19 protein-coding genes and 1 tRNA gene are annotated in these 20119 nt (G+C 55.2%); 10 read left to right on the top strand and 10 right to left on the bottom strand.

Annotated elements, in window-relative coordinates; all coding sequences use genetic code 11:
* Positions 1-24: 24 nt before the first annotated feature.
* On the bottom strand, positions 25-1899 hold the full coding sequence (gene thiC, locus Abci_RS04355; protein ID WP_048837889.1) for a phosphomethylpyrimidine synthase ThiC: 1875 nt from the start codon (positions 1897-1899) through the stop codon (positions 25-27).
* 419 nt (positions 1900-2318) lie between these two features.
* Between thiC and Abci_RS04350 the strand changes: the two genes are divergently transcribed.
* A complete protein-coding gene (locus tag Abci_RS04350; protein ID WP_048837888.1) occupies positions 2319-3809 on the top strand; it encodes a sugar porter family MFS transporter in 1491 nt (496 codons plus the stop codon).
* A gap of 69 nt (positions 3810-3878) precedes the next feature.
* On the opposite strand, the gene Abci_RS04345 is transcribed toward Abci_RS04350, so the two are convergent.
* The 4 genes from Abci_RS04345 to aroQ form a co-directional block, all read right to left on the bottom strand.
* Positions 3879-4658, bottom strand: a complete 780-nt coding sequence (locus tag Abci_RS04345) for an acetoin reductase (protein WP_048837887.1) — start codon at positions 4656-4658, stop codon at positions 3879-3881.
* Positions 4659-4814: 156 nt separating this feature from the next.
* Positions 4815-6158: an acetyl-CoA carboxylase biotin carboxylase subunit gene (accC, locus tag Abci_RS04340; RefSeq protein ID WP_048837886.1), complete on the bottom strand. Its 1344-nt coding sequence runs from the start codon at positions 6156-6158 to the stop codon at positions 4815-4817.
* Entirely contained in the window at positions 6158-6616 is a 459-nt protein-coding gene (gene accB, locus Abci_RS04335; RefSeq protein ID WP_048837885.1) for an acetyl-CoA carboxylase biotin carboxyl carrier protein, read from the bottom strand. The genes accC and accB overlap by 1 nt, the downstream gene beginning before the upstream one ends.
* A complete protein-coding gene (gene aroQ, locus Abci_RS04330) occupies positions 6613-7071 on the bottom strand; it encodes a type II 3-dehydroquinate dehydratase (RefSeq protein WP_048837954.1) in 459 nt (152 codons plus the stop codon). The genes accB and aroQ overlap by 4 nt, the downstream gene beginning before the upstream one ends.
* Positions 7072-7371: 300 nt before the next feature.
* Between aroQ and Abci_RS04325 the strand changes: the two genes are divergently transcribed.
* Entirely contained in the window at positions 7372-7938 is a 567-nt protein-coding gene (locus Abci_RS04325) for a septal ring lytic transglycosylase RlpA family protein (protein WP_240554513.1), read from the top strand.
* A gap of 119 nt (positions 7939-8057) precedes the next feature.
* On the opposite strand, the gene Abci_RS04320 is transcribed toward Abci_RS04325, so the two are convergent.
* Positions 8058-9050, bottom strand: a complete 993-nt coding sequence (locus Abci_RS04320) for a YihY/virulence factor BrkB family protein (protein ID WP_052944765.1) — start codon at positions 9048-9050, stop codon at positions 8058-8060.
* Between the two features lie 422 nt (positions 9051-9472).
* Here Abci_RS04320 and Abci_RS04315 point away from each other — a divergent pair, with 422 nt between their 5' ends.
* Both Abci_RS04315 and Abci_RS04310 read left to right on the top strand, forming a co-directional pair.
* Positions 9473-10603 carry a type III PLP-dependent enzyme gene (locus tag Abci_RS04315; protein ID WP_048837883.1) on the top strand — a complete coding sequence of 377 codons (1131 nt, stop codon included), beginning with the start codon at positions 9473-9475 and terminating at the stop codon, positions 10601-10603.
* 117 nt (positions 10604-10720) lie between these two features.
* On the top strand, positions 10721-11389 hold the full coding sequence (locus Abci_RS04310; RefSeq protein WP_052944764.1) for a YfdX family protein: 669 nt from the start codon (positions 10721-10723) through the stop codon (positions 11387-11389).
* Positions 11390-11539: 150 nt separating this feature from the next.
* Here the strand turns inward: Abci_RS04310 and Abci_RS04305 are convergent, their stop codons facing one another.
* A complete protein-coding gene (locus tag Abci_RS04305; RefSeq protein ID WP_048837881.1) occupies positions 11540-12325 on the bottom strand; it encodes an SDR family NAD(P)-dependent oxidoreductase in 786 nt (261 codons plus the stop codon).
* Positions 12326-12581: 256 nt separating this feature from the next.
* On the opposite strand from Abci_RS04305, the gene Abci_RS04300 reads away from it, so the two are divergent.
* Positions 12582-13340 (top strand): meso-2,3-butanediol dehydrogenase, encoded by a 759-nt coding sequence (locus tag Abci_RS04300; protein WP_048837879.1) that lies wholly within the window; start codon positions 12582-12584, stop codon positions 13338-13340.
* Between the two features lie 54 nt (positions 13341-13394).
* Here the strand turns inward: Abci_RS04300 and mazG are convergent, their stop codons facing one another.
* The gene (gene mazG / locus Abci_RS04295) at positions 13395-14264 is read right to left on the bottom strand and encodes a nucleoside triphosphate pyrophosphohydrolase (RefSeq protein ID WP_084597514.1); all 870 of its coding nucleotides are present in this window, start codon (positions 14262-14264) and stop codon (positions 13395-13397) included.
* Between the two features lie 189 nt (positions 14265-14453).
* Between mazG and argC the strand changes: the two genes are divergently transcribed.
* Positions 14454-15371 carry an N-acetyl-gamma-glutamyl-phosphate reductase gene (gene argC / locus Abci_RS04290; RefSeq protein ID WP_048837877.1) on the top strand — a complete coding sequence of 306 codons (918 nt, stop codon included), beginning with the start codon at positions 14454-14456 and terminating at the stop codon, positions 15369-15371.
* Positions 15372-15399: 28 nt separating this feature from the next.
* Here the strand turns inward: argC and Abci_RS04285 are convergent, their stop codons facing one another.
* The gene (locus Abci_RS04285) at positions 15400-16248 is read right to left on the bottom strand and encodes an N-formylglutamate amidohydrolase (protein ID WP_244877578.1); all 849 of its coding nucleotides are present in this window, start codon (positions 16246-16248) and stop codon (positions 15400-15402) included.
* A 139-nt stretch (positions 16249-16387) separates the two neighbouring features.
* On the opposite strand from Abci_RS04285, the gene Abci_RS04280 reads away from it, so the two are divergent.
* The 4 genes from Abci_RS04280 (at position 16388) to Abci_RS04265 (ending at position 19193) form a co-directional block, all read left to right on the top strand.
* A tRNA-Val gene (locus Abci_RS04280) sits at positions 16388-16462 on the top strand.
* A gap of 247 nt (positions 16463-16709) precedes the next feature.
* On the top strand, positions 16710-17441 hold the full coding sequence (locus Abci_RS04275; RefSeq protein WP_048837875.1) for an IclR family transcriptional regulator: 732 nt from the start codon (positions 16710-16712) through the stop codon (positions 17439-17441).
* Positions 17442-17536: 95 nt separating this feature from the next.
* Positions 17537-17935, top strand: a complete 399-nt coding sequence (locus Abci_RS04270) for a GlcG/HbpS family heme-binding protein (RefSeq protein ID WP_048837874.1) — start codon at positions 17537-17539, stop codon at positions 17933-17935.
* Positions 17936-17963: 28 nt separating this feature from the next.
* Positions 17964-19193, top strand: a complete 1230-nt coding sequence (locus Abci_RS04265) for an MFS transporter (RefSeq protein WP_048837873.1) — start codon at positions 17964-17966, stop codon at positions 19191-19193.
* 43 nt (positions 19194-19236) lie between these two features.
* Here Abci_RS04265 and Abci_RS04260 read toward each other — a convergent pair whose 3' ends face one another.
* Positions 19237-20118, bottom strand: coding sequence for a glycosyltransferase family 2 protein (locus tag Abci_RS04260; RefSeq protein ID WP_048837872.1), 882 nt, complete (start codon positions 20116-20118; stop codon positions 19237-19239).
* Position 20119 lies beyond the last annotated feature (1 nt).

The raw sequence follows: 20119 nt of genomic DNA, 5'->3' as shown, positions 1-20119 counted from the left end.
AAAATAAGGTGGGGCCACTACAGGTTATTCCGCCGGAACGTAAACTTTCCCGCCAGCTTTACGGAATTCTTCGCTTTTTTCTTCCATGCCAGCCAGACGCTCGGCATCTGCTTTCAGGTCGTGGCTGATGCGCATGGAACAGAATTTCGGCCCGCACATTGAGCAGAAATGGGCTGTTTTATGCGCCTCACGCGGCATGGTCTGGTCGTGGTAAGCGCAGGCTGTGTCAGGGTCCAGTGACAGGTTGAACTGGTCTTCCCACCGGAACGTAAAGCGGGCGCGGCTCAGGGCATCATCACGCAGCTTGGCAGCCGGGTGACCTTTGGCCAAATCTGCCGCATGGGCTGCAAGCCGGTAGGTGATAACGCCGGTTTTCACATCATCCCGGTCAGGCAGGCCAAGATGTTCCTTGGGGGTGACATAGCAGAGCATAGCTGTACCAAACCACCCGATCATGGCAGCGCCAATAGCGGAGGTAATATGGTCATAACCGGGTGCAATGTCGGTTGTTAATGGGCCAAGCGTGTAGAACGGGGCCTCACCACAGTCTTTCAACTGCTTGTCCATGTTTTCCTTGATCTTGTGCATGGGCACATGGCCTGGCCCTTCAATCATGACCTGACAGCCCTTGGCCCAGGCAATCTTGGTCAGTTCACCCAAGGTTTCCAGCTCAGCAAACTGGGCGGCATCGTTCGCATCCGCAATGCTGCCGGGGCGCAGACCATCCCCAAGGGAGAAGGAAACGTCATATGCGCGCATAATGTCGCAAATTTCGTCAAAATGCTCATACAGGAAGCTTTCACGGTGCCCGTTCAGGCACCAGCTTGCCATGATTGAGCCGCCACGGGACACAATACCCGTCACGCGGTTGGCTGTGAGCGGCACATGCTGCAAGCGCACGCCAGCATGAATGGTGAAATAGTCCACGCCCTGCTCGGCCTGTTCAATCAGGGTGTCACGGAACACGTCCCAGCTCAGTTTGCTGACATCCCCGCCCACTTTTTCCAGCGCCTGATACAGTGGCACTGTGCCGATGGGGGTAGGAGAGTTGCGCAAAATCCAGTCACGAATATTGTGGATGTTGCGGCCTGTGGACAGATCCATAACCGTGTCCGCACCCCAGCGGATGGACCAGACCAGCTTTTCCACTTCTTCCGCAGCGGAGGACGTTACGGCAGAATTGCCAATATTGGCGTTCACCTTCACCAGAAAGTTGCGGCCAATGATAACGGGCTCAAGTTCGGGGTGGTTGATGTTGGCCGGAATAATGGCACGGCCACGTGCAATTTCATCCCGAACAAATTCCGGTGTGACAAATTCCGGAATGGCGGCTCCAAAGGAGTCCCCATCCTTCAGGCGTTCGGCGGCACCGTCGGCAGCCTTCAGGCGGCCCAGATTTTCACGGTGGGCCACATAGATCATTTCTTCGGTAATAATGCCGGCACGCGCAAATTCATATTGCGTGACCATCTGGCCCTCTGCGCCTTTCAGCACACTATGCGGGGCCGGACAGGGGGCGACCAGATGGTCGCCGCTTGCGTTACCATTATCTTCCGGGCGTACATCCCGCGGTGTTGTCTGTTTGAAGCCGCGGCGTTCCAGCCAGGGGGAGCGGGGCTTGCTCAGACCTTTGCGGACGTCAATTTCTACTGAGGAATCAGTGTAGGGGCCGGAGGTATCATACACCCGCAGCGGTGGTTCTTTGGCGGAAGGGTCCAGCGTAATATCCCGGAACGGCACCTTGATGTCCGGGTGGCCTTCCGGGCTGGAATAGGCCTTGTGCGAACCACGGATAGGGCCAGTTGTGACATGGCCGGGAGCAGGCGCTGCCGTATTGGCTGGGCGTGGGTTGCCTGTGGTTTGGCTGGTGCTGGATGATGGGGTAGGGGTCGTCATCATACTCTCCTCACTGCAGAGGAGGACAGGAGCGGAAGAGAGGTATCGTGTTATAACGGACCAAGAGTCAGCGGGAGCCAACACTCTTTCTCTTGCACCAGTCCCTCCGCCGGTATGAACCGGATCAGGTTCCCCGCCAGCAGCATTATGCTCTCTGGCGGCAGGGTCGCCACGCGCTCTGCTGCCAGAGCCCAGTGGCCTCTCAGTTCCTTGCCGGAACCCCCCTTGGTAGCCGTGATCAGATAACCTTTCGGTCCGTGATGTCAAGCAGATGCAGGCGTCATGACAAGAGTTGAACAGAAGGGGGCGCAGAGGCTCAAAACCATCGTCACAAGAATGGTTACGAAGGCGGTATTATGGAAATTTGAATAAAAAAATGTAATTCCTATGCAACCACATGGGAATTGTGGCATTATGCGGGCATGACAGAAGAAAGAAAACAGGCTCAAGAAGCAATTGCGAATGTCGAAATCTCGCCAAACGCAAACCGTGTCTTGTGGGCGGCAGCTATTGTTGCGGCAATATGCGGCGGTCTATACGGATATGACACCGGTATTATTTCAGGTGCATTGCTCCTCATTACCAAAGACTTTCACTTGACTTCCGGACAGGAAGAAATGGTGACCTCCGCCATTCTGGTCGGGGCGGTCATGGGGGCTATGGGCATCTCTTATCTGTCCGAGCGGTTTGGCCGTCGTGTGTCCGTCATGGTTGTGACAGCGGTGTTTGTTGCAGGGGCTGTTGCATGCTCCCGGGCACCGGATGTCACAAGCCTGATTATTGCACGCGTATTCCTCGGTCTTGCTGTGGGGGGTGCCACGCAGGTTGTACCAACCTATATTTCCGAGCTGGCACCGGCCAGCAAGCGCGGTAATCTGGTAACATTGTTCAATGTGGCCATTGGCGTGGGTATTTTTCTGGCCAACCTTGTAGGCTTTACTATGCGGGATGCGTGGGGCTGGCGGCCCATGATTTCCGTTGCGGCCATTCCTGCTGCATTTGTGTTCATCTGCATGTTTTTCCTGCCCAAAAGCCCGCGCTGGACGGCAGAAAACGAAGGTTTGGCCTCTGCTGTTGAGCAGCTCAGCCGTGTGCGGACATCACGTAAGGTCATCCGGCGTGAAATTCGTGAAATTCATGAAAACGCGTCCGACATTGACGAGAGTGAGCGTGGCTGGAAAGGGCTGATGTTACCCTTTGCCCGCCCAGCTCTTGTTGCGGCCCTCGGTATTGCGTTCTTCACGCAGGCTGGCGGTCTTGAAATGATGATTTATTACGCGCCAACCTTTCTGTCTGACGCCGGGTTTGGCAATTCCGCCGCGCTGCTGGCCAGCCTTGGTATTGCGATCGTTTATCTGGTCATGACCCTGCTGGGCTGCCTGTTTGTTGATAAAATTGGCCGCCGTCGTCTGGTGCTCATTATGGGGCCGGGGTCTGTTCTCAGCCTGATCGGGCTTGGCATCATGTTCGCGATCCACCCTGATAAAGGGAGTGTCGGGAGCTGGATGATTATCGCCTTTCTGCTGCTGTTCATGATGTTCAATGCAGGCGGTATTCAGGTTGTCGGCTGGTTGCTGGGCGCTGAATTGTTCCCGCTGCCCATGCGTGCTGCGGCAACAAGTGTGCACGCCGCCATGCTATGGGGGGCCGACCTGCTGGTGACAGCTACAGCCCTGACCCTTGTGCAACTGGTTACATTGGGTGGCACAATGTGGGTCTATGCAGGGGTGAACCTGCTATCGGTCATCTTTGTCTATTTCTTCGTGCCAGAAACAGCCGGTGCGTCTTTGGAAGATATCGAGATCGCATTGCGCCGGGGTGAATTCAAACCAAAGGTAGGGCAGGACCCACGCATTCGCTCTTACGATGCAGAGGATGCTGAGGAAGTCGGGTTCACCACGACAACCGCCTGAGGTTTCTAAAGACCTTAGGTATCTGGTAAAAAAGGCTCTCCTGCGTGAGAGCCTTTTTTCTGTCTGGTCCTAGCGGTAAACAATACCGCCATCTGTAATAATGGACTGGCCAGTTATGTAATTGGAATCCGGCCTTGCCAGAAATGCTACCAGCGCAGCAACATCTTCTGGTGTTTCTGCACGGCCTAGCGCAATGCCACCTACAAACTTGTTATAGGTCTCGCGCGGTTTGGCACCAGTTTCTTCCACCATGCGGCGGTCAATAAAGTCCCACATATCTGTGCCCACAATGCCCGGACAGTAAGCATTAACTGTAATGCCAAGGCTGCCCAGTTCTTTGGCGGCTGTTTGTGTCAGAGCACGGATGGCAAATTTGGTAGAGCAGTAAACGCCCAGCAGAGGGAAGCTCTCATGTCCGGCCATGGAGCAGGCATTGATAATTTTGCCCGGTGTCCCTTGTGCCTTGAAGGCTTTGGCAGCTGCCTGAATACCCCATAACGTGCCCTGTACGTTGATGCGGTAAATGGTCTCAACCTCTTCTGGTGTGGCATCCAGAATGGAGCTGACCTGCACAATGCCAGCATTGTTGACCATGATATCGACCTGACCCATGGTGTCCGCGGCCTGCTGGACCATTGCATAGACCTGCTCACGGTCTCCCACGTCCGCTGTAACGGCTAGGGCTTTACGCCCCAGTGCTTCCACCTCTTTTACAACAACAGCCAGTTTGTCGGTTTTTACGTCTGTCAGAACAATATTGGCCCCATCCTGAGCCAAACGTAGGGCAATGCTCCGGCCTATGCCTTGTGCTGCACCTGTGACAATTGCGGTTTTGCCTGAAAGCGACATGGTGTGAGTCCTGCATTTATTGAAGACTCTGCCAGAATACACCCGTTAGGGGTAAAATGTGTCCCTGTCTGGTGTGCTGCACACTGAAATGTGCCCAACAAAAAACCCGGCCCTCTATCAGGAGGCCGGGTCTTCTGAAGTGATGATGCTCTCGCTTTAGTGCGAGAGGCCTGTAAAGTTTTCCAGCCAGTGAATGGTGTAGTCACCTTTCTGGAACTGCGCGTCAGCCAGAATACGCCGGTGCAACGGTATGACGGTCTTGATGCCTTCAACAACAAACTCATCAAGGGCACGCTGCATACGGGCAATGGCCTGTGCCCGTGTGGGGGCATGGACAATGACCTTGGCAATCATGCTGTCATAGTATGGCGGCACCCGGTAGCCGGTGTACAGGGCGCTATCAACGCGCACACCCAGACCACCCGGAGGGTGATAAACGGCAACCGTGCCGGGGCAGGGCGCGAAGGTTTCAGGGTCTTCCGCATTGATGCGGCATTCAATGGCGTGGCCATCAAACGTCACGTCTTGCTGCGTGTAGCCCAGCTTTTCCCCTGCCGCGATGCGGATCTGCTCACGGACCAGATCAACATTGCAGACCATCTCCGTGACCGGATGTTCCACCTGAAGGCGGGTATTCATCTCGATAAAACAGAACTGGCCGTCCTGATACAGGAACTCAAGCGTCCCGGCGTTCCGGTAGCCCATGCGTGACAGGGCTTCGGTGACGGTACGCCCAATTTCATCGCGCTGTTCGTCATCAATGGCGGGGGAGCCAGCTTCTTCCAGCAATTTCTGGTGGCGGCGCTGCAAGGAGCAGTCACGTTCACCAAAATGCACCACGTTGCCGTAGTTATCGCCCAGAATCTGGAGTTCGATATGGCGGGGCTTATCCATGTATTTTTCAAGATAAACCGCGTCATTCCCAAAGGCTGCCCGTGCTTCTGTACGGGCCACACTCCAGGCTTCTTCCAGGTCTGCGGCGGTTGGCGCCACCTTCATGCCACGACCACCGCCACCGGCAGCAGCCTTGATCAGAACCGGGTAGCCAACTTTTTCGGCCACAATGCGGGCTTCTTCAATACTGGCAAGCTCACCGTCAGACCCCGGCACCAGTGGCACGCCAAGGGCCATCATGGTGGTTTTGGCAGTGATCTTATCCCCCATCATGCGGATATGCTCCGCCGTAGGGCCAATAAAGGTCAGGCCGTGGGCTTCCACCGTCTCGGCAAAATCCGCGTTTTCAGACAGGAAGCCGTAACCGGGGTGAATGGCTTCAGCGCCCGTAATGGTAGCCGCAGACAGAATTGCCGCCACATTCAGGTACGAATCGCGGGATGAAGCCGGGCCAATGCACACGGCTTCATCTGCCAGACGCACATGCATTGCGTCTTCATCTGCGGTGGAATGAACCGCTACGGTCTTGATACCCAGTTCCCGGCAGGCGCGCAGGATACGAAGGGCAATCTCGCCGCGGTTGGCGATGAGGATTTTGGAGAACATCACTCGATAATGACAAGCGGTTGACCAAATTCCACCGGATCGCCGGAGGCAACCAGCATCGTCTTGATCGTGCCAGCCTTGGGAGCCTTGATCTGGTTGAAGGTTTTCATGGCTTCAATCAGCAGCAGGGTCTGGCCTGCGCTCACAATCTGCCCTTCGCTCACAAACGGAGCGGAGGATGGGTCCGGCGCCAGATAAGCCACGCCCACCATGGGGCTGTTGACTGCGCCCGGATGACGGGACAGGTCAGCCGGTGCGGCGGGCACAGGGGCCGCAGCAACAGGGGCCGCAACCGGAGCCGCTGCCACCGCAGGGGCTGCCGCAGCCTGCACGCTCAGCGTACGGGCAACACGAATGCGGCTGTCTTTCTCCGCAATTTCGATTTCGGTCAGGCCGGTGTCAGTCAAAATTTCAGCCAATGCCCGAATGGCATCCGCATCCACGAGCAATCCGCTCATTGGTGGTCATCCTCATTAAGAATAAGATCGGTCATTGCCTGCAATGCCAGAGAATACCCTGCCACGCCTAGCCCACATATAACACCAACTGCGGCGCGTGAGACGTAGGACATGTGGCGGAATGGCTCGCGGCGATGAATGTTGGAGATATGAACCTCTATCACTGGCAGGTCTGTTGCAAGTAACGCGTCAAGCAGCGCAACAGATGTATGGCTATAGCCCGCAGGATTGATGATGATGCCGCGCGCACGTTTGCGGCATTCCTGCACCCACGAAATAAGTTCGCCTTCTATGTTGGTCTGGCGGAAGTCGATGGCCAGATCCAGCTTGTCAGCAGCCTGAATGCAGATTTGCTCCACATCATCCAAGGTGGCCCGCCCGTAAATTTCGGGCTGGCGCTGGCCTAGCATGTTCAGGTTGGGGCCGTTTAGCACAGCAATGAGAGGTCTTTTCATAGTGGCATGGGCCGTAGCACGATGGCACGTTGCATCCAAGAGCAGAGATGAAGGGCCGCCGTAAAATGCCATGCATCCAATTAGAGCATAAAGGGTGAAATTGCCGTGCGGTAGGCGTTATTCTGCCTTTGTTTTGCCCGATGTCACGGCTACGAAAGGCATAACAAACCAGAGGGCCGAGTAGAAAAGAGTTGCCTTTTGGTGAAGAGACCGGCTTTATTTGCTCAGTATTTAATAACGGATGGAGTCAGCAAGCGGATGTCAGCCCTGCGCCGGGTACTTCTTGGAAGTGTATTTTTCATGGCTACCATGACCACTGTTTCCTCTGCCAATGCAGCAGAAACCGAGCAGTCAGGTACGGCATGGGCCGATTCCGTAAACCGCGCTCTGGCAGCGCGGGAGCAGACGGATGAGGCTCCGGTCGTCTCTGGTAAAGGGCATGTCAGGCACGCTTCACAGAAGGGCGTAGCAAGCTGGTATGGGGGGCGTTTCAACCACCATCGGACGTCTTCCGGCAGCGCTTTTGACAAAACCCGGCTGACCGCAGCCCATCCAACCGCCCCTCTCGGCAGCAAGTTGCTGGTGACGTCAGAAGATACAGGGCGCTCAGTGGTGGTAACGGTCAATGACCGTGGGCCATACAGCCATAACCGTGTGATTGACCTGTCACAGGCTGCTGCCGCCCGCCTTGGAATGCTCAGCAGCGGCGTGGCACACGTCAAGATTGAGGAAGCCCCTATCGAAGTGGCTATGGCCCCGCAGGATGGCTCTGACTCTCTGGACACATCCTCCGTCATGCAGGTTGGTACCCCCAAGACACATGCGCTGCGTCCTCTGCAACGGGCACGCAAGCGGGCGCATCGCTAAGCTCTAAAATCCTATAGTGGATACTAAAAAAGCGACCTGAGGCCTGACGGCTTTGGGTCGCTTTTTCAGTATTGAGTGCCGGAGAGAGAAGCGGAGGGACCGCTTCTCTTGCAATAGTTTTACATAACAATCGGTTTGCGGCGTACGCCTCGTGCATAGCTTTCCATCTCGGCACTCAGTTCAGCGCCCATGAGCACCACCCACGCGCTGACGAAAAACCACATCATGATGGCAATAACCGCGCCCAGAGGTCCGTAAGTCGCATTGTAGCTGGCAATGTGCGCGACATAATACGAAAACCCGAGCGCCGTGATGATCCAGGTAATAGTTGCAAACAGTGCACCCGGCAGAACCCAGCGCCAGTTGGTTGGGTAGTGCCGGTCTGGCCCAAAGCGATAGAGCGCGGACGTAGCCAGAATCTGAAATGTGAACATGACGGCAGGACCACTCCAGCGTGCCGCAAACTCAACGGAACCGGGCGGCGTGGGAATATGCAGCCATGTTGGCAAATTCAGGAAAATGGGCAGAGCAACCATAATGGCCAGCGTAAGTGCCGCCCCCAGCACTGCGGACAGGGTCATGGCGAGCGCCGTCACCTGAAACACCAGAAAACTACGGCTTTCCTTGGTATTGTAGGCCATATTCAGGGCAGAGAGAATGGAGCGGGTGGCCGCCGAGGCTGACCACAGGGCCACACCCAGAGAAATGACAAGATTGATGGTCAAAGAACCCGGAGGTTCCGCCACAAGAGTTTGAATCCGGTCATAAATCAGGGCGTAAGCACCCGGCGGCAACAGGCCGCGCAACACTTCAAGCTGCGGAGTGACGGTCTGGACGTCAAACGCCAGCCCGTAAATGGAAATCAGGGAGCTGATAGCCGGAAAAAGGGACAGGGTGGTATAGAACGCGCATCCTGCGGCTACCAAAGTGGTGGGGCCGGAAATCAGGCTTTTGCCTGTTTGAAGGAAAATTGTCTTCCAGTCTTGCCCACTCAGTTCTGAGGGACGGGCAAACTTTGCTGCTGCTGTGGTGAGAATGGTCTCATCATGATGCGGTGGTGGCAGCGCAGTGCTGGCGGGAGTCGGGTTAGCCGGGTCACAGAGGGCCTGCATAGTGTTTGAAGAATCCTTCTTTGTCGCGTGGCTCCGGCTTTAAGGCTGAACCGCATAAACCTGTTTAAGAAAACAGGTTTGGGCCAATGCCGGTTCCCTTTACAGGGCGTAGAGGTGTCAGAAAGACACCGTAACAGGGCGCATTTTTAGCTATGCTCTCTCTGGTGTGCTATATTTTTCTTCCCTCACGTTATTTTTGTCTTGCGCTTGTGGTGGTTTGGCCTCATATGCACGCCCCTACGCAGCAACGCACGTGCCACTGGCCCTCTGAGGTTACGCAACGACGTCAAGCGTTCTGGCAATCTGGGTCACCTTTCTTTTGGTGGTCTTTTATTTGGTCGCTGGTCCGTTAGACCGTTTCGCAACTCCTCTCCCAGCACAAACAAAAAGCGGGAGAGCCTTATATTGGGGGAATGGGTGGAATGACGCCCAAAATTGCCCGTTTTTTCGCTGAGCAAAAGCCCGCTACACCATGCCTGGTCGTTGATGTCGACCAAGTGGAGGCCCGGTACCTGGCGCTCAATTCCGCACTCCCGCAGGCGCGCATTTATTATGCGGTCAAAGCCAATCCGGCTATGCCAATTCTCACTCGCCTTGTAGGGCTGGGGTCCAGCTTTGATGCGGCCTCCTGGGAAGAAGTGTCCATGTGCCTTCAGGCAGGCGCGGAGCCGGAAGATATTTCTTTTGGCAACACTGTCAAAAAAGTATCCGCCATTCAGGCTGCGTATCGCGCCGGTGTACGGATGTATGTTTTTGACAGCCTGGAAGAGCTGGAAAAGCTTGCAGCCCATGCTCCGGGTTCACGCGTTTATTGCCGCCTGCTGGTGGACAATGACGGCGCTGAATGGCCGCTTTCCCGCAAGTTTGGCACAACGCTCGAATCCGCGCGTGACCTTATGCTCAAAGCGCGTGAATTCGGGCTGGACCCATACGGCCTGTCTTTTCATGTTGGCAGCCAGCAGTTGTCTGCTGATGCGTATGAAGTGGCAATTGGTCGTGTGGCGGCTCTGTTTACAGACCTTGCCGCAGCGGGGCTTGACCTGCGCATGATCAACCTTGGTGGTGGTTTCCCGGTCAAATACCGGGATGACGTGCCCGAAATTGATCATTTCGCTACGGCCATCAGCCACGCCATGACAGAGCATTTTGGGAATGCACTGCCTGAAATGCTTGTTGAGCCGGGCCGCTTTATTGTGGGAGCCGCTGGGGTGGTGCGTTCAGAAGTTGTGCTGGTCAGCCGCCGCGGGCGGGAAGATGGCCCGCGCTGGGTGTATCTGGACATTGGCCGCTTTGGTGGACTGGCAGAAACAGAAGGCGAGTCTATTCGTTACGCCATTCGTACAGACCGTGATGGTACCGCAACTGGGCCAGTTGCCATTGCCGGACCAACCTGTGATGGCGCGGATATCATGTATGAGAAAACAGCATACGAACTGCCCCTCTCCCTTCAGTCAGGAGAGCAGATAGATCTGTGCTCAACTGGGGCTTATGTCTCAACATATTGTTCTACGCGGTTTAACGGCTTCCAGCCGCTGGCCGAACACTACATTTAAGAGCCTAAACGGGCGGCGCATGATCTGTGCCGCCCATAAATTTTTACGTATAGCCGCTTTTGCATGCCGTGTTGCTTGCAGTAAGATTACCTGAATACGCTTCAGGGAGGCACACGCGTGAAAAAAACAGCATTGCTGCTGGCAGGGTTGGTAGTATCGGCATCCGGGCTGTCTTTAGCTCATGCTGAGGAGCCTGTGCCTGCTGCATCTGCCGTACAGAATTTTGGCCGCTTGTCCGCGGATGGCAATGCCGCTTTTGAAGAACTGAGCCTTGCCCGCAAAGCCATTTTTGATGGTGACCTGGCAAGCGCCAAAACATTAATTGCCGCCGCCCAGCAAGATCTTGCCCGCGCACGAGCTGACAATACCGCTTTTGAAAAAGCCGAAGCTGATTTGATGCCAACAAAAGTGCGCAATCAGCCGCCCCGGCCTTTGCCAGACGTGGGTAAACAGGTGGCATGGTTACCCATAGATGGTGAACTGGTGCTGGATGAAACCTTGTCCCCCACCACGGAGCGTACCGCAGCACTCGCTATGGCGAACACTCACCTGAAGAGCGGAGACACCACGCGGGCAGCTACTCTGTTACGGAGTGCCGGGGTGGATGCGGATTACATTATCGCCGCAGTTCCACTGGAGCAGACACGTATTGCAGCGGACAAGGCTGCTCACGCTCTCCCAAAGAACCCATACAAAGCCAGCGAGACCCTGCGGAGCGTTGAAGAGTCTGTCAGATATGCATCGGTGGACATTCAGGGTGTTACGCAACAGCAGCCTGCACCGTAAGGCGTCATGGGCCGCAGGCAGGAAGCATAAACCTGCCTGCAAAACTTGGCTTGCCAACACAGGGGTGGGTCGGCGCAGATAGATAAAAAAACTTGTTAGTCCAGCAGTAACGTATCCATCTGGCGCACTTTTTCAGGTGGCGGAAATATATCACAAAATGGTTGGGATAATGCCGCCTTCACACCGTATGGCCGCACCATTGGTAATTGCTCCAAACGGGCTGGAAAGAAGCGCAACCTGAGCCGCAATTTCTGCCGGGTCAATCATGCGTTGCAGAAGAGAAAGTGGACGCATGGTCCTGAAAAATTCAGCTTCTCTTTCCTGTGGTGTGGCGTCTTTATTGGCGACAGCCGTTTTAATAAAAGCGTCACTCCCGTCAGATTTTGTCGGCCCCGGCACTATGGAATTAACAGTAACGCCCGTGCCTTTTGTCTGTTCTGCCAAGCCGCGGGCTATAGCCAACTGCGCTGTTTTGGTCATGGCGTAGTGTACGGTTTCCGCAGGTGTCACGACACCACACTCACTGGACACAAAAATAATTCGCCCCCAGTTGCGCTCCAGCATGGTGGGGAAATAATGGCGTGATAAGCGAACACCACTCATAACATTAATATCAAAAAGCGTTTGCCATTCCTGGTCCGTAATATCGGAAAATGGTTTTGGTTCAAAAATCCCCAAATTATTGATAAGGATATCAACAGACGGAATTTTTTCTGTCAGTAATTTTACACCGTCTGCTGTGCCAGCATCAGCCTTGACGGTCTGAACACGGTCTGGGTGCCCGATTTCTTTTGCGGCCTGATCAAGTTTGTGTTGGTTGCGCCCGCACAGAATAACGGAAGCCCCTTCCATAATAAAACGTTTTGCAATGGCAAGACCAATCCCCGATGTTGAGCCAGTAACAAGCGCGGTTTTCCTTGTAAGTTGAAGGTCCATAAACGTATAATTCCTTACACTGTATAAAGATGCAGCGCTTTAAACGAGCGCTATGCTCGGCTTTAGCTTTGTAAGAAAAAAGAGTAGCAGAAAGGCTTTTTGACGGACCCTGTTGAACAACTTTAACTGTAAAAATTCAGGATTGTTGAACTTTTTAGAATTTAAGGCTTTTGCGGCATCTCTTTTACTCTGAAAACTCAACAGTTTCTTCTCTTCCTGCGTTGAGGCGAGGACATGCTTTAACAGGGAGATCCTCATGACACGTTTTCAGCAAAAAACTGTTGTTATCACAGGCGCGGCTCGGGGTTTTGGGGCCGCTACTGCGGAATGTTTTTATAAGGAAGGCGCTAATCTGGTGCTTTTGGATAGTGCAAAACAAAATCAGGAAAATACCGGTTTTGCACCCGATCGCGTTCTTTTTCTTGAATGTGATATTTCAAATTCACAAGCGGTTAACAGTGCCATGCAGCAGGCAGTGCAGCGCTTTGGTGGTATTGATGTCCTGGTTAATAACGCTGGTATTGCACACCCTGGCCAACCTGAAGACACGACCGATGATGTATGGCAAAAGGTGATCTCCATTGACCTGAGCGGGACATTTTACTGCGCGCGGGCAGCTATTCCCTATTTGAAAAAAACAAGAGGCAGTATTGTGAATGTCGGGTCAATTTCCGGCATGGGTGGGGATTGGAACTTCCCTGCCTACAATGCGGCGAAGGGTGGTGTTGTGAATCTAACCCGTTCTCTGGCGCTTGATTTGGGACAATACGGCATCAGGGTCAATTCCGTTAACCCCGGCCTTTCCAAAACCCCCATGGGGCAAGGTCTTGCGCAAGATTCGGAAAAATCCCGTAAATTCATGGAACGAACAGCGTTAGGGCGGCTGGGTGAACCGGAGGAAATAGCGCAGGTTATTGTTTTTCTGGCAAGTGACGCAGCAAGTTATGTCACAGGCGCTACGGTAGCGGTGGACGGCGGAACGTCAGCGTCCAACGGTCAACCCCCTATGGCCTGAGCGCACACCACTCCCCCGCTCATGCTTTTGAGCGGGGGTTGTGCGGGTTTTTATTTATCCCTGTTCATGTTTTACGTCCTGCCAGAGCTTGTCCAACTCCTCCACCGGACGGTCCTGCATAGAGAGACCTTGTCGGGCAAGCTTGCTTTCTACCGCTTCAAATCGTCGCGTAAATTTATCACAGGCCTGGCGCAGGCAAGCCTCCGGGTCCAGATCAAGGCGGCGTGCCAAACTGGCTAGCGAAAACAGGACATCGCCCAATTCATCCTGCATGCGGTCCTTGTCGCCCTTTTCAAGTTCCACAGTAAATTCGTCTATTTCTTCATGCACTTTTGCCACAACGCCAGACACATCCGGCCAGTCAAACCCCACGCGTGCAGCACGTCCTGCAATTTTGGCGGCACGGAGCAGGGCGGGCAGCATGGGGGGCACGCCCGCCAGAGCACCACCAGACTGCCCGTCTTCTACCAGTTTGCGGCGTTCCTGCTCTTTCAAGGCTTCCCACTGTGCGGGCAGAGCCTGCGCTGGCGTGGCTGTGTTTACGTGCGTGGGTTCTCTCCCTAAAACCTCCGGGCCAAACGTAACATGCGGGTGCCGCCGTATCATTTTTTCAGTGACCATTCGTGCCACGGTCGCAAGGTCAAACTGCCCGGCCTCCCGCGCAAGCTGGGACTGATAGACGACCTGTAACAGCAAGTCTCCCAACTCATCCGGAAAAGCCTGCCAGTCCTGCCGCTGAATGGCGTCCAGCACTTCGTAGGCTTCCTCAATGGCATAAGGGGCTATGGTTTCCGGGGTTTGTTCAAGGTCCCACGGGCACCCCCCCTCCGGGTTCCGCAATTGCGCCATAAGGGCGGCCAGTCGTATTATTTCCTGCGCGGCGTGCTCGGGGCGGGAGTACGGTGTGGGCTGCTGAGAAACCATGGGACAAGCCTTATCGTGTGCAACTATCAGTTAGGCAGAGAGGGTTAGGTGTGGTTTTTGGTCCTTCCCCCTTCCACCCGAAGGGCGTTCCCTCCTATATGCGAAAAGGACAGAAGGGCGAACAGCCTGAAAAAGAGATAACCTGCCTTGAACCGGCATAGGGAGCCTGCACACGCAGGGTGAGATGGTATGACACAGCACCCCGTTATTTTTATTGATGGTGAAGCCGGCACCACCGGACTGGAAATTCGCGAGCGTCTGGCCACTCTGCCCGTGCGTCTGCATTCCATAGCAACAACGCATCGCAAAGACCCTGCTGCACGTCAGGACGCCATGGCGGCGGCGGATCTGGTTGTGTTGTGCCTGCCTGACGCAGCCTCCCGCGAGGCGGTGGATATGGCGGCAGAGCTTGGAGAGGTTGCGCCCCGCCTGCTGGATGCCAGCACGGCATTCCGCACCGCTCCGGGTTGGGTCTATGGTTTTCCTGAACTGTCCGAAGCACAGGCCGCAGCCATTGCGTCAGCGCCACGTGTTTCCAATCCGGGGTGTTACCCAACGGGGGCTATTGCTCTGTTGCGGCCCTTGATTGATGCCGGTATTATGGATGCGCAGTATCCGGTCTGTATCAACGCCATTAGCGGCTATACAGGCGGCGGCCGCAGCATGATTGAAGGGCATGAGCGTGACGGTGGCCCCGCATTTGAACTGTATGGTCTGGGGCTTGAGCACAAGCATGTGCCAGAAATTCACCTTCATGCGGGTCTGGGGCGGCGGCCCGTTTTTGTGCCCTCCGTCGGGCATTTCCCGCGTGGCATGATCGTGTCCATTCCTCTGCATCTGGATGACCTGACCGGCGGTGTTACGGTTGATGACCTGAACACAGTCTTGGCGGCCCGCTATGCAGGGCAGGACAAGGTGCATGTTGTGCCGAAGGATGCCGGTCTGTCTGCTGAAGGGCTGGCAAAAAGTGACCGTATGGAGTTGCGTGTGCATGGTAGCCCCCGTCACAGGCAGGCTGTCTTGACGGCGCGGCTCGATAACCTCGGCAAAGGAGCATCCGGTGCCGCTTTGCAGAATATTGCCTTGATGCTGGGCCTGTCTGCCTGACACAGCCTTGATGGTCCGGCTCCCCGTTTCAGGAACGGAGGAGCTGGATCTCCGTCAGAATAGCCTGTGTCATCTGCGCCAGAGCATGGCTTAAGCGTGCAAAGCCCGCTGTTTTGGTGCGTGTTTCTTCGTCCATATATAAACTACGGCGCATTTCAATTTGAAGCGCATGCAGTCCTTCCTGTGGCCGCCCATAATGCTGGGTGATGTAACCGCCCGCATATGGCACGTTGCGTGCTGTACTGAACCCCTGTGCCCGTAAGGCTGTTTCAGCACAGCGTATCAAGTTGCCGGAGCAGGATGTGCCATGCCGGTCACCGAGCACAAAATCAGGACAGTCGGCCTCCAGCGCATCTGGCATGGAGTGCAGGTCCAGCAGCAGCGCTAGGCCGTGCTGGGCACGGCAGTCCTGCAAAAGCTGTGCCAAAGCTTTGTGGTAAGGCATCCAGCAGTCCCGGATACGAAGCGCAGCTTCCGTAAAGGGGAGGCGGGTACGATAAATGGCCCGGTTATCCGCAACAATGCGCGGTACGGAGCCAAGGCCGGACAACGCTCTGTGGGTTGGTTTGACAAAGGCTGGTACCGGCCCGTCAAACATGCGGGGGTCCATGTCCCATGCGGCACGGTTAACATCACAGTAAGCGCGGGGGAACTGGGCGTATAAAAGGGCCGGTCCCAACGCATGGGCAGGGGCTGCCAGTTCTTCAATATAGCTGTCCTCCCCGCCGCGCAGTGTGGCAAGAGGTTGGCGGCTGGTGTTTACAAACACATCCGGATACATGCGGCCCGAATGCGGTGAGGCAAGAACCACGGGCGTGGTAGCCGTTCCAGAGACATGGAAAGGCGGTGTAACCCATAACTGTTGGTTTTCATTCACTATTCGGTCTATCTCCGTAGGTATGATCCGGCTTAAGCCCCGACGGATGAGTGAATGAGCAAAATTTTTCATTCGGCTATAATTGTGGGCTTGCGCTCTGAACGCAAGAAGGATAAAACGCGGCGCAGATAAGGATGGTGGGCGCATAGCTCAGCGGTAGAGCACTACCTTGACATGGTAGGGGTCACAGGTTCAATCCCTGTTGCGCCCACCATCCTTATCTCTAGAAATATCTCCTTCAAAATTTGCTGGTTTTTCACATGAATGCGTCGTGCATTCTGTGTGTGCGTCAGGTCATGTCTCTTGCAGGAATGCTGGCTTGTTTCTGACAAGCCATCCTGTTTCACATCCCCTGTATGGTGATAGTGCTTTTGTATTGGCACATGGCTGCGTGCCGCAGCATTTACACCTGCCTGAGAGCCCGCTTATTGCTGTGTGGTCAGAGACGTAGAGGCAGCTTCATGCAAACGGCCCCCAAACTTATCCAGTCGGTAGAGCGGTCTGCCATGATTCTGGAAATTATTGCGCAAGCGGGGGGTGGGGCGCGTTTGCAGGCCATTGCTGCTGCGTCCGGGTTGGGGAAAACCACGGTCCATAATATTCTCCAGACCCTCCTGCATCTTGGGTATGTACAGCGGCGTACGGGGGATATGCGGTATCACCTTGGCGGGCGCATCCTTAATCTGGCCCGTATGGTGGGGGACGATCAGACGATCCGCACCTATTTGCGTCCGGCTTTGGAAGACATAGCTCGTGCCAGTCAGGCTACAGTCTGGCTGGGTGTGCCCAGTGGGGATGAGGCAACGTATCTTGATGTCATTAATATGCATGAGCCGGACCGGGTTGAACCTGCCCTCTCTCGGCGTGAGCCTCTGGAAGGGTCGGCTGTAGGGCTTGTGTTTCTGGCGTTTGTGCCCGGGTTGGGCCGGCGTGTGCTCTCACATCGTGCCAATGCGCTGGATGCAGAGCATCTGAAACAGATAGAGGCCGTGCGTGCCAAAGGGTATGCACTGGACCTTCAGGCCTATCATCCCGGTATTCATGGAGTTGCCATTCCGTGGCGTGACAATGGGGAAGTTAAAGCCAGCATTTGTCTGACGGGCCCAGCAAAAGAATATCCTCAGGCCCGGCTGATCCGGCTGGCATGGATGATGATGCAAAAGGTTGAGCGGGTAGCAGTTCAGCCACGTTGAATAAACGCGTTTTCTCTTTTTTGTAACTTCACAGATTTTAAACATCTTGCACATGGTCAGCCTCTTTACGAAAAACCAAAAAGTGCGAGACAATAATGAAGCATGTTGACGCCACACTTGTTCTAAATACGGCTCTGGCCCAAGCCGAGCGTATGGGGGTTGCTGTCTGTGTTACGGTGGTGGATGCCGCAGCATGGCCTGTCGCGTTTGCTCGTATGGATGGCGCGCCTCTGGGAGTGATTGATGTAAGCAACAAGAAGGCGCGCACTGCAGCCCTGTTTCATATGGACAGCGCGGAGTTTGCTCAGGTTGCCCACCCCAATGGAGGGGCTTACACGCTGGAAGCCACAAATGGCGGTTTGACCAGCTTTGGGGGCGGTATTGTCTTGAAAGACGCCAAGGGTACCATTGTTGGTGGTATTGGGGTATCCGGCGCCAGCACGGAAGACGATATCAGCATAGCCCAGAGTGCGGCCCGAACCCTAGCGGCCTGAATGCTGCCTTTTATTTGAGAGTGTTTGTATGACGACCGACCCAATACCCACACCCGGCAGCGCCATTCCGCTGGTTGAGGCCCCCCACGGCAGAACAGCGGCCCTTACATTGCTGACCTTTGGCACGTTTGTTGTCGGTACAGGGGAATTTGCCATCATGGGTATGTTGCCTGAGTTTGCAACATCCCTTGGTCTGTCAACGGCGGATGCAGGCTACGCCATTACGGCTTATGCGCTGGGCGTTGTTGTTGGTGCGCCCCTTATTACCATTCTGGGTGCGCGCCTGTCCCGGAGGGAGTTGCTGCTGGTCCTGCTGCTGCTTTTCTGTTTTGGGAACGTGCTGAGCATCGCTATGCCCACGCCCGGTCTGGTAGAGGTTGCCCGCTTTATTACGGGGCTGCCACATGGGGCGCTGTTTGGTATTTCTGCGCTGGTGGCGGCCTCCATGGTGGAGCGCAAGCGGCGTGGCTGGGCGGTGGGGCGTGTGCTCTCTGGTATTGCCATTTCCACCTTGATTGGCGCTCCGTTTTCCACCTTCGCGGCGGATCATTTTGGCTGGCGTATTGCGTATCTGATTATTGCCGTGTTCGGGTTCATCACGTTTCTGGGTGTGCTGCGCTATATTCCGGCAGATAAGCCGAACCGCACCAACTCTCCGCTGCGGGAGGTCACAGCACTGGGTAATGCGCAGGTGCTGCTGACACTTCTGACAGCCGCCATAGGTTTTGGCGGTATGTTTGCCATTTATACCTACCTCACCAGTGTGCTGGTTCATGTGACCCAGGTGCCGGAATGGGAGGTCATGATCTTCATGGTCATATGGGGGGCAGGTATGTTGGTCGGGGCCAACCTTGGCGCGTGGCTGGTTGACCGCAATATTGACCTTGCAGCCCTGCTGGCTCTGGCGGGCAGTGCCGTCGCCATGGTGGCGTTCCCTGCTGTGCTGCATAGTGTGCCCGGTCTGGCGCTGGATGTTTTTCTGGTGCCAGCCTTTGTGAATGCGTTAGGGCCAGCCTTGCAAACACGACTGATGGATTTTGCAGGAGATGCCCAGACTCTGGCAGCCTCCCTCAATCACTCAGCCTTTAATATTGCCAATGCTCTGGGTGCGTCACTGGGTAGCCTGCTGCTGGCGCACCAGTATGGCTATGGTTCATTGGGTATGGGCGGCGCATTGCTGTCCGTGGCCGGGTTGCTGGTGTATCTGCTGGCTGTGGTTTTGCTGAAACGGGGCGGTCAGTTCCAGAACGCTGAATAACATCTGTTATGGAAAGGGCTGCAGTTTCGTGTAGCCCTTTTTCTCATAGCGCCTGCAAAAACGTGTGAGGAATACGCAATAGCCTGCTCTCCTGACCAGACCGCACGACTTCTCTTAATGGCAGGCTGTCCAGATCCTCTTCAGTGCGTGCGGTCTGAAAAGAGGTCATGAAGTCCCGCATTGTCTGGTCAGCCACACGGTGTGAACTGCCGTGACCCAAACTGCGGGCCTGCTGACTCCAGGCTAATGTACGGGTCATGGCAAGGCGCGTGAAAAGGCGTGTTTCATCCGCATATTTCAAATGCAGCATCCACACATCTTCGTCCAGATACGCAGTTTGCTGTGCAGTGTGAAACCCCGGCTCCCATGTCAGAGGGACGGCAGAAAGAAGTGTTTTGCAGGACCATGGCCGAATGGCACCATAAGGGCGCTGCATGAGTATGGGTTTGGACCAGTCAACAGGGGGAAGGTCCGGAGCATGCTGGAGAACATCCACCCCGACACACCGTATGGTCGCGTGGCTGCCTTTCTGAACATAGTCGACCAGAGAACCATAGCGGGATGGTCTGGCGATCAGCATCTCGTCACAGTCTGTAAACAGCACGAAGCGGTAAGTTTCCAATAGTTTCTGCTGAAAGCGCTGTACCTGCCTGGCGCGCTCAATTTCATCCAGTTCATGGCGGGGGAGGCGGATTACAGTACAGCCCGGCAGGTCTGGCAGAAAGTCACTGCCATGGTCCAGAACATACACATTTCCGGCTCCTGCCTGCCCCACATAGTAACGCGCCCATACAGGCAGCATGGTGTGTTCGTTATAAACCATTGTGAAAACGGCAAGCGGCTTGCGGGAGGCATGTGCAGGTTTGCCGAACCAGCGATGCAGCCATGGGGTGCGTGCTTCTACGGGTCGCTTTGGTCCTGCCATA

The organism is Acetobacter cibinongensis, assembly GCF_000963925.1.
In the GTDB taxonomy this organism is placed as follows: Bacteria; Pseudomonadota; Alphaproteobacteria; order Acetobacterales; family Acetobacteraceae; genus Acetobacter; species Acetobacter cibinongensis.
Note: the sequence above shows the minus strand (reverse complement) of the source record. Positions and strands in the feature narration are given on the sequence as shown.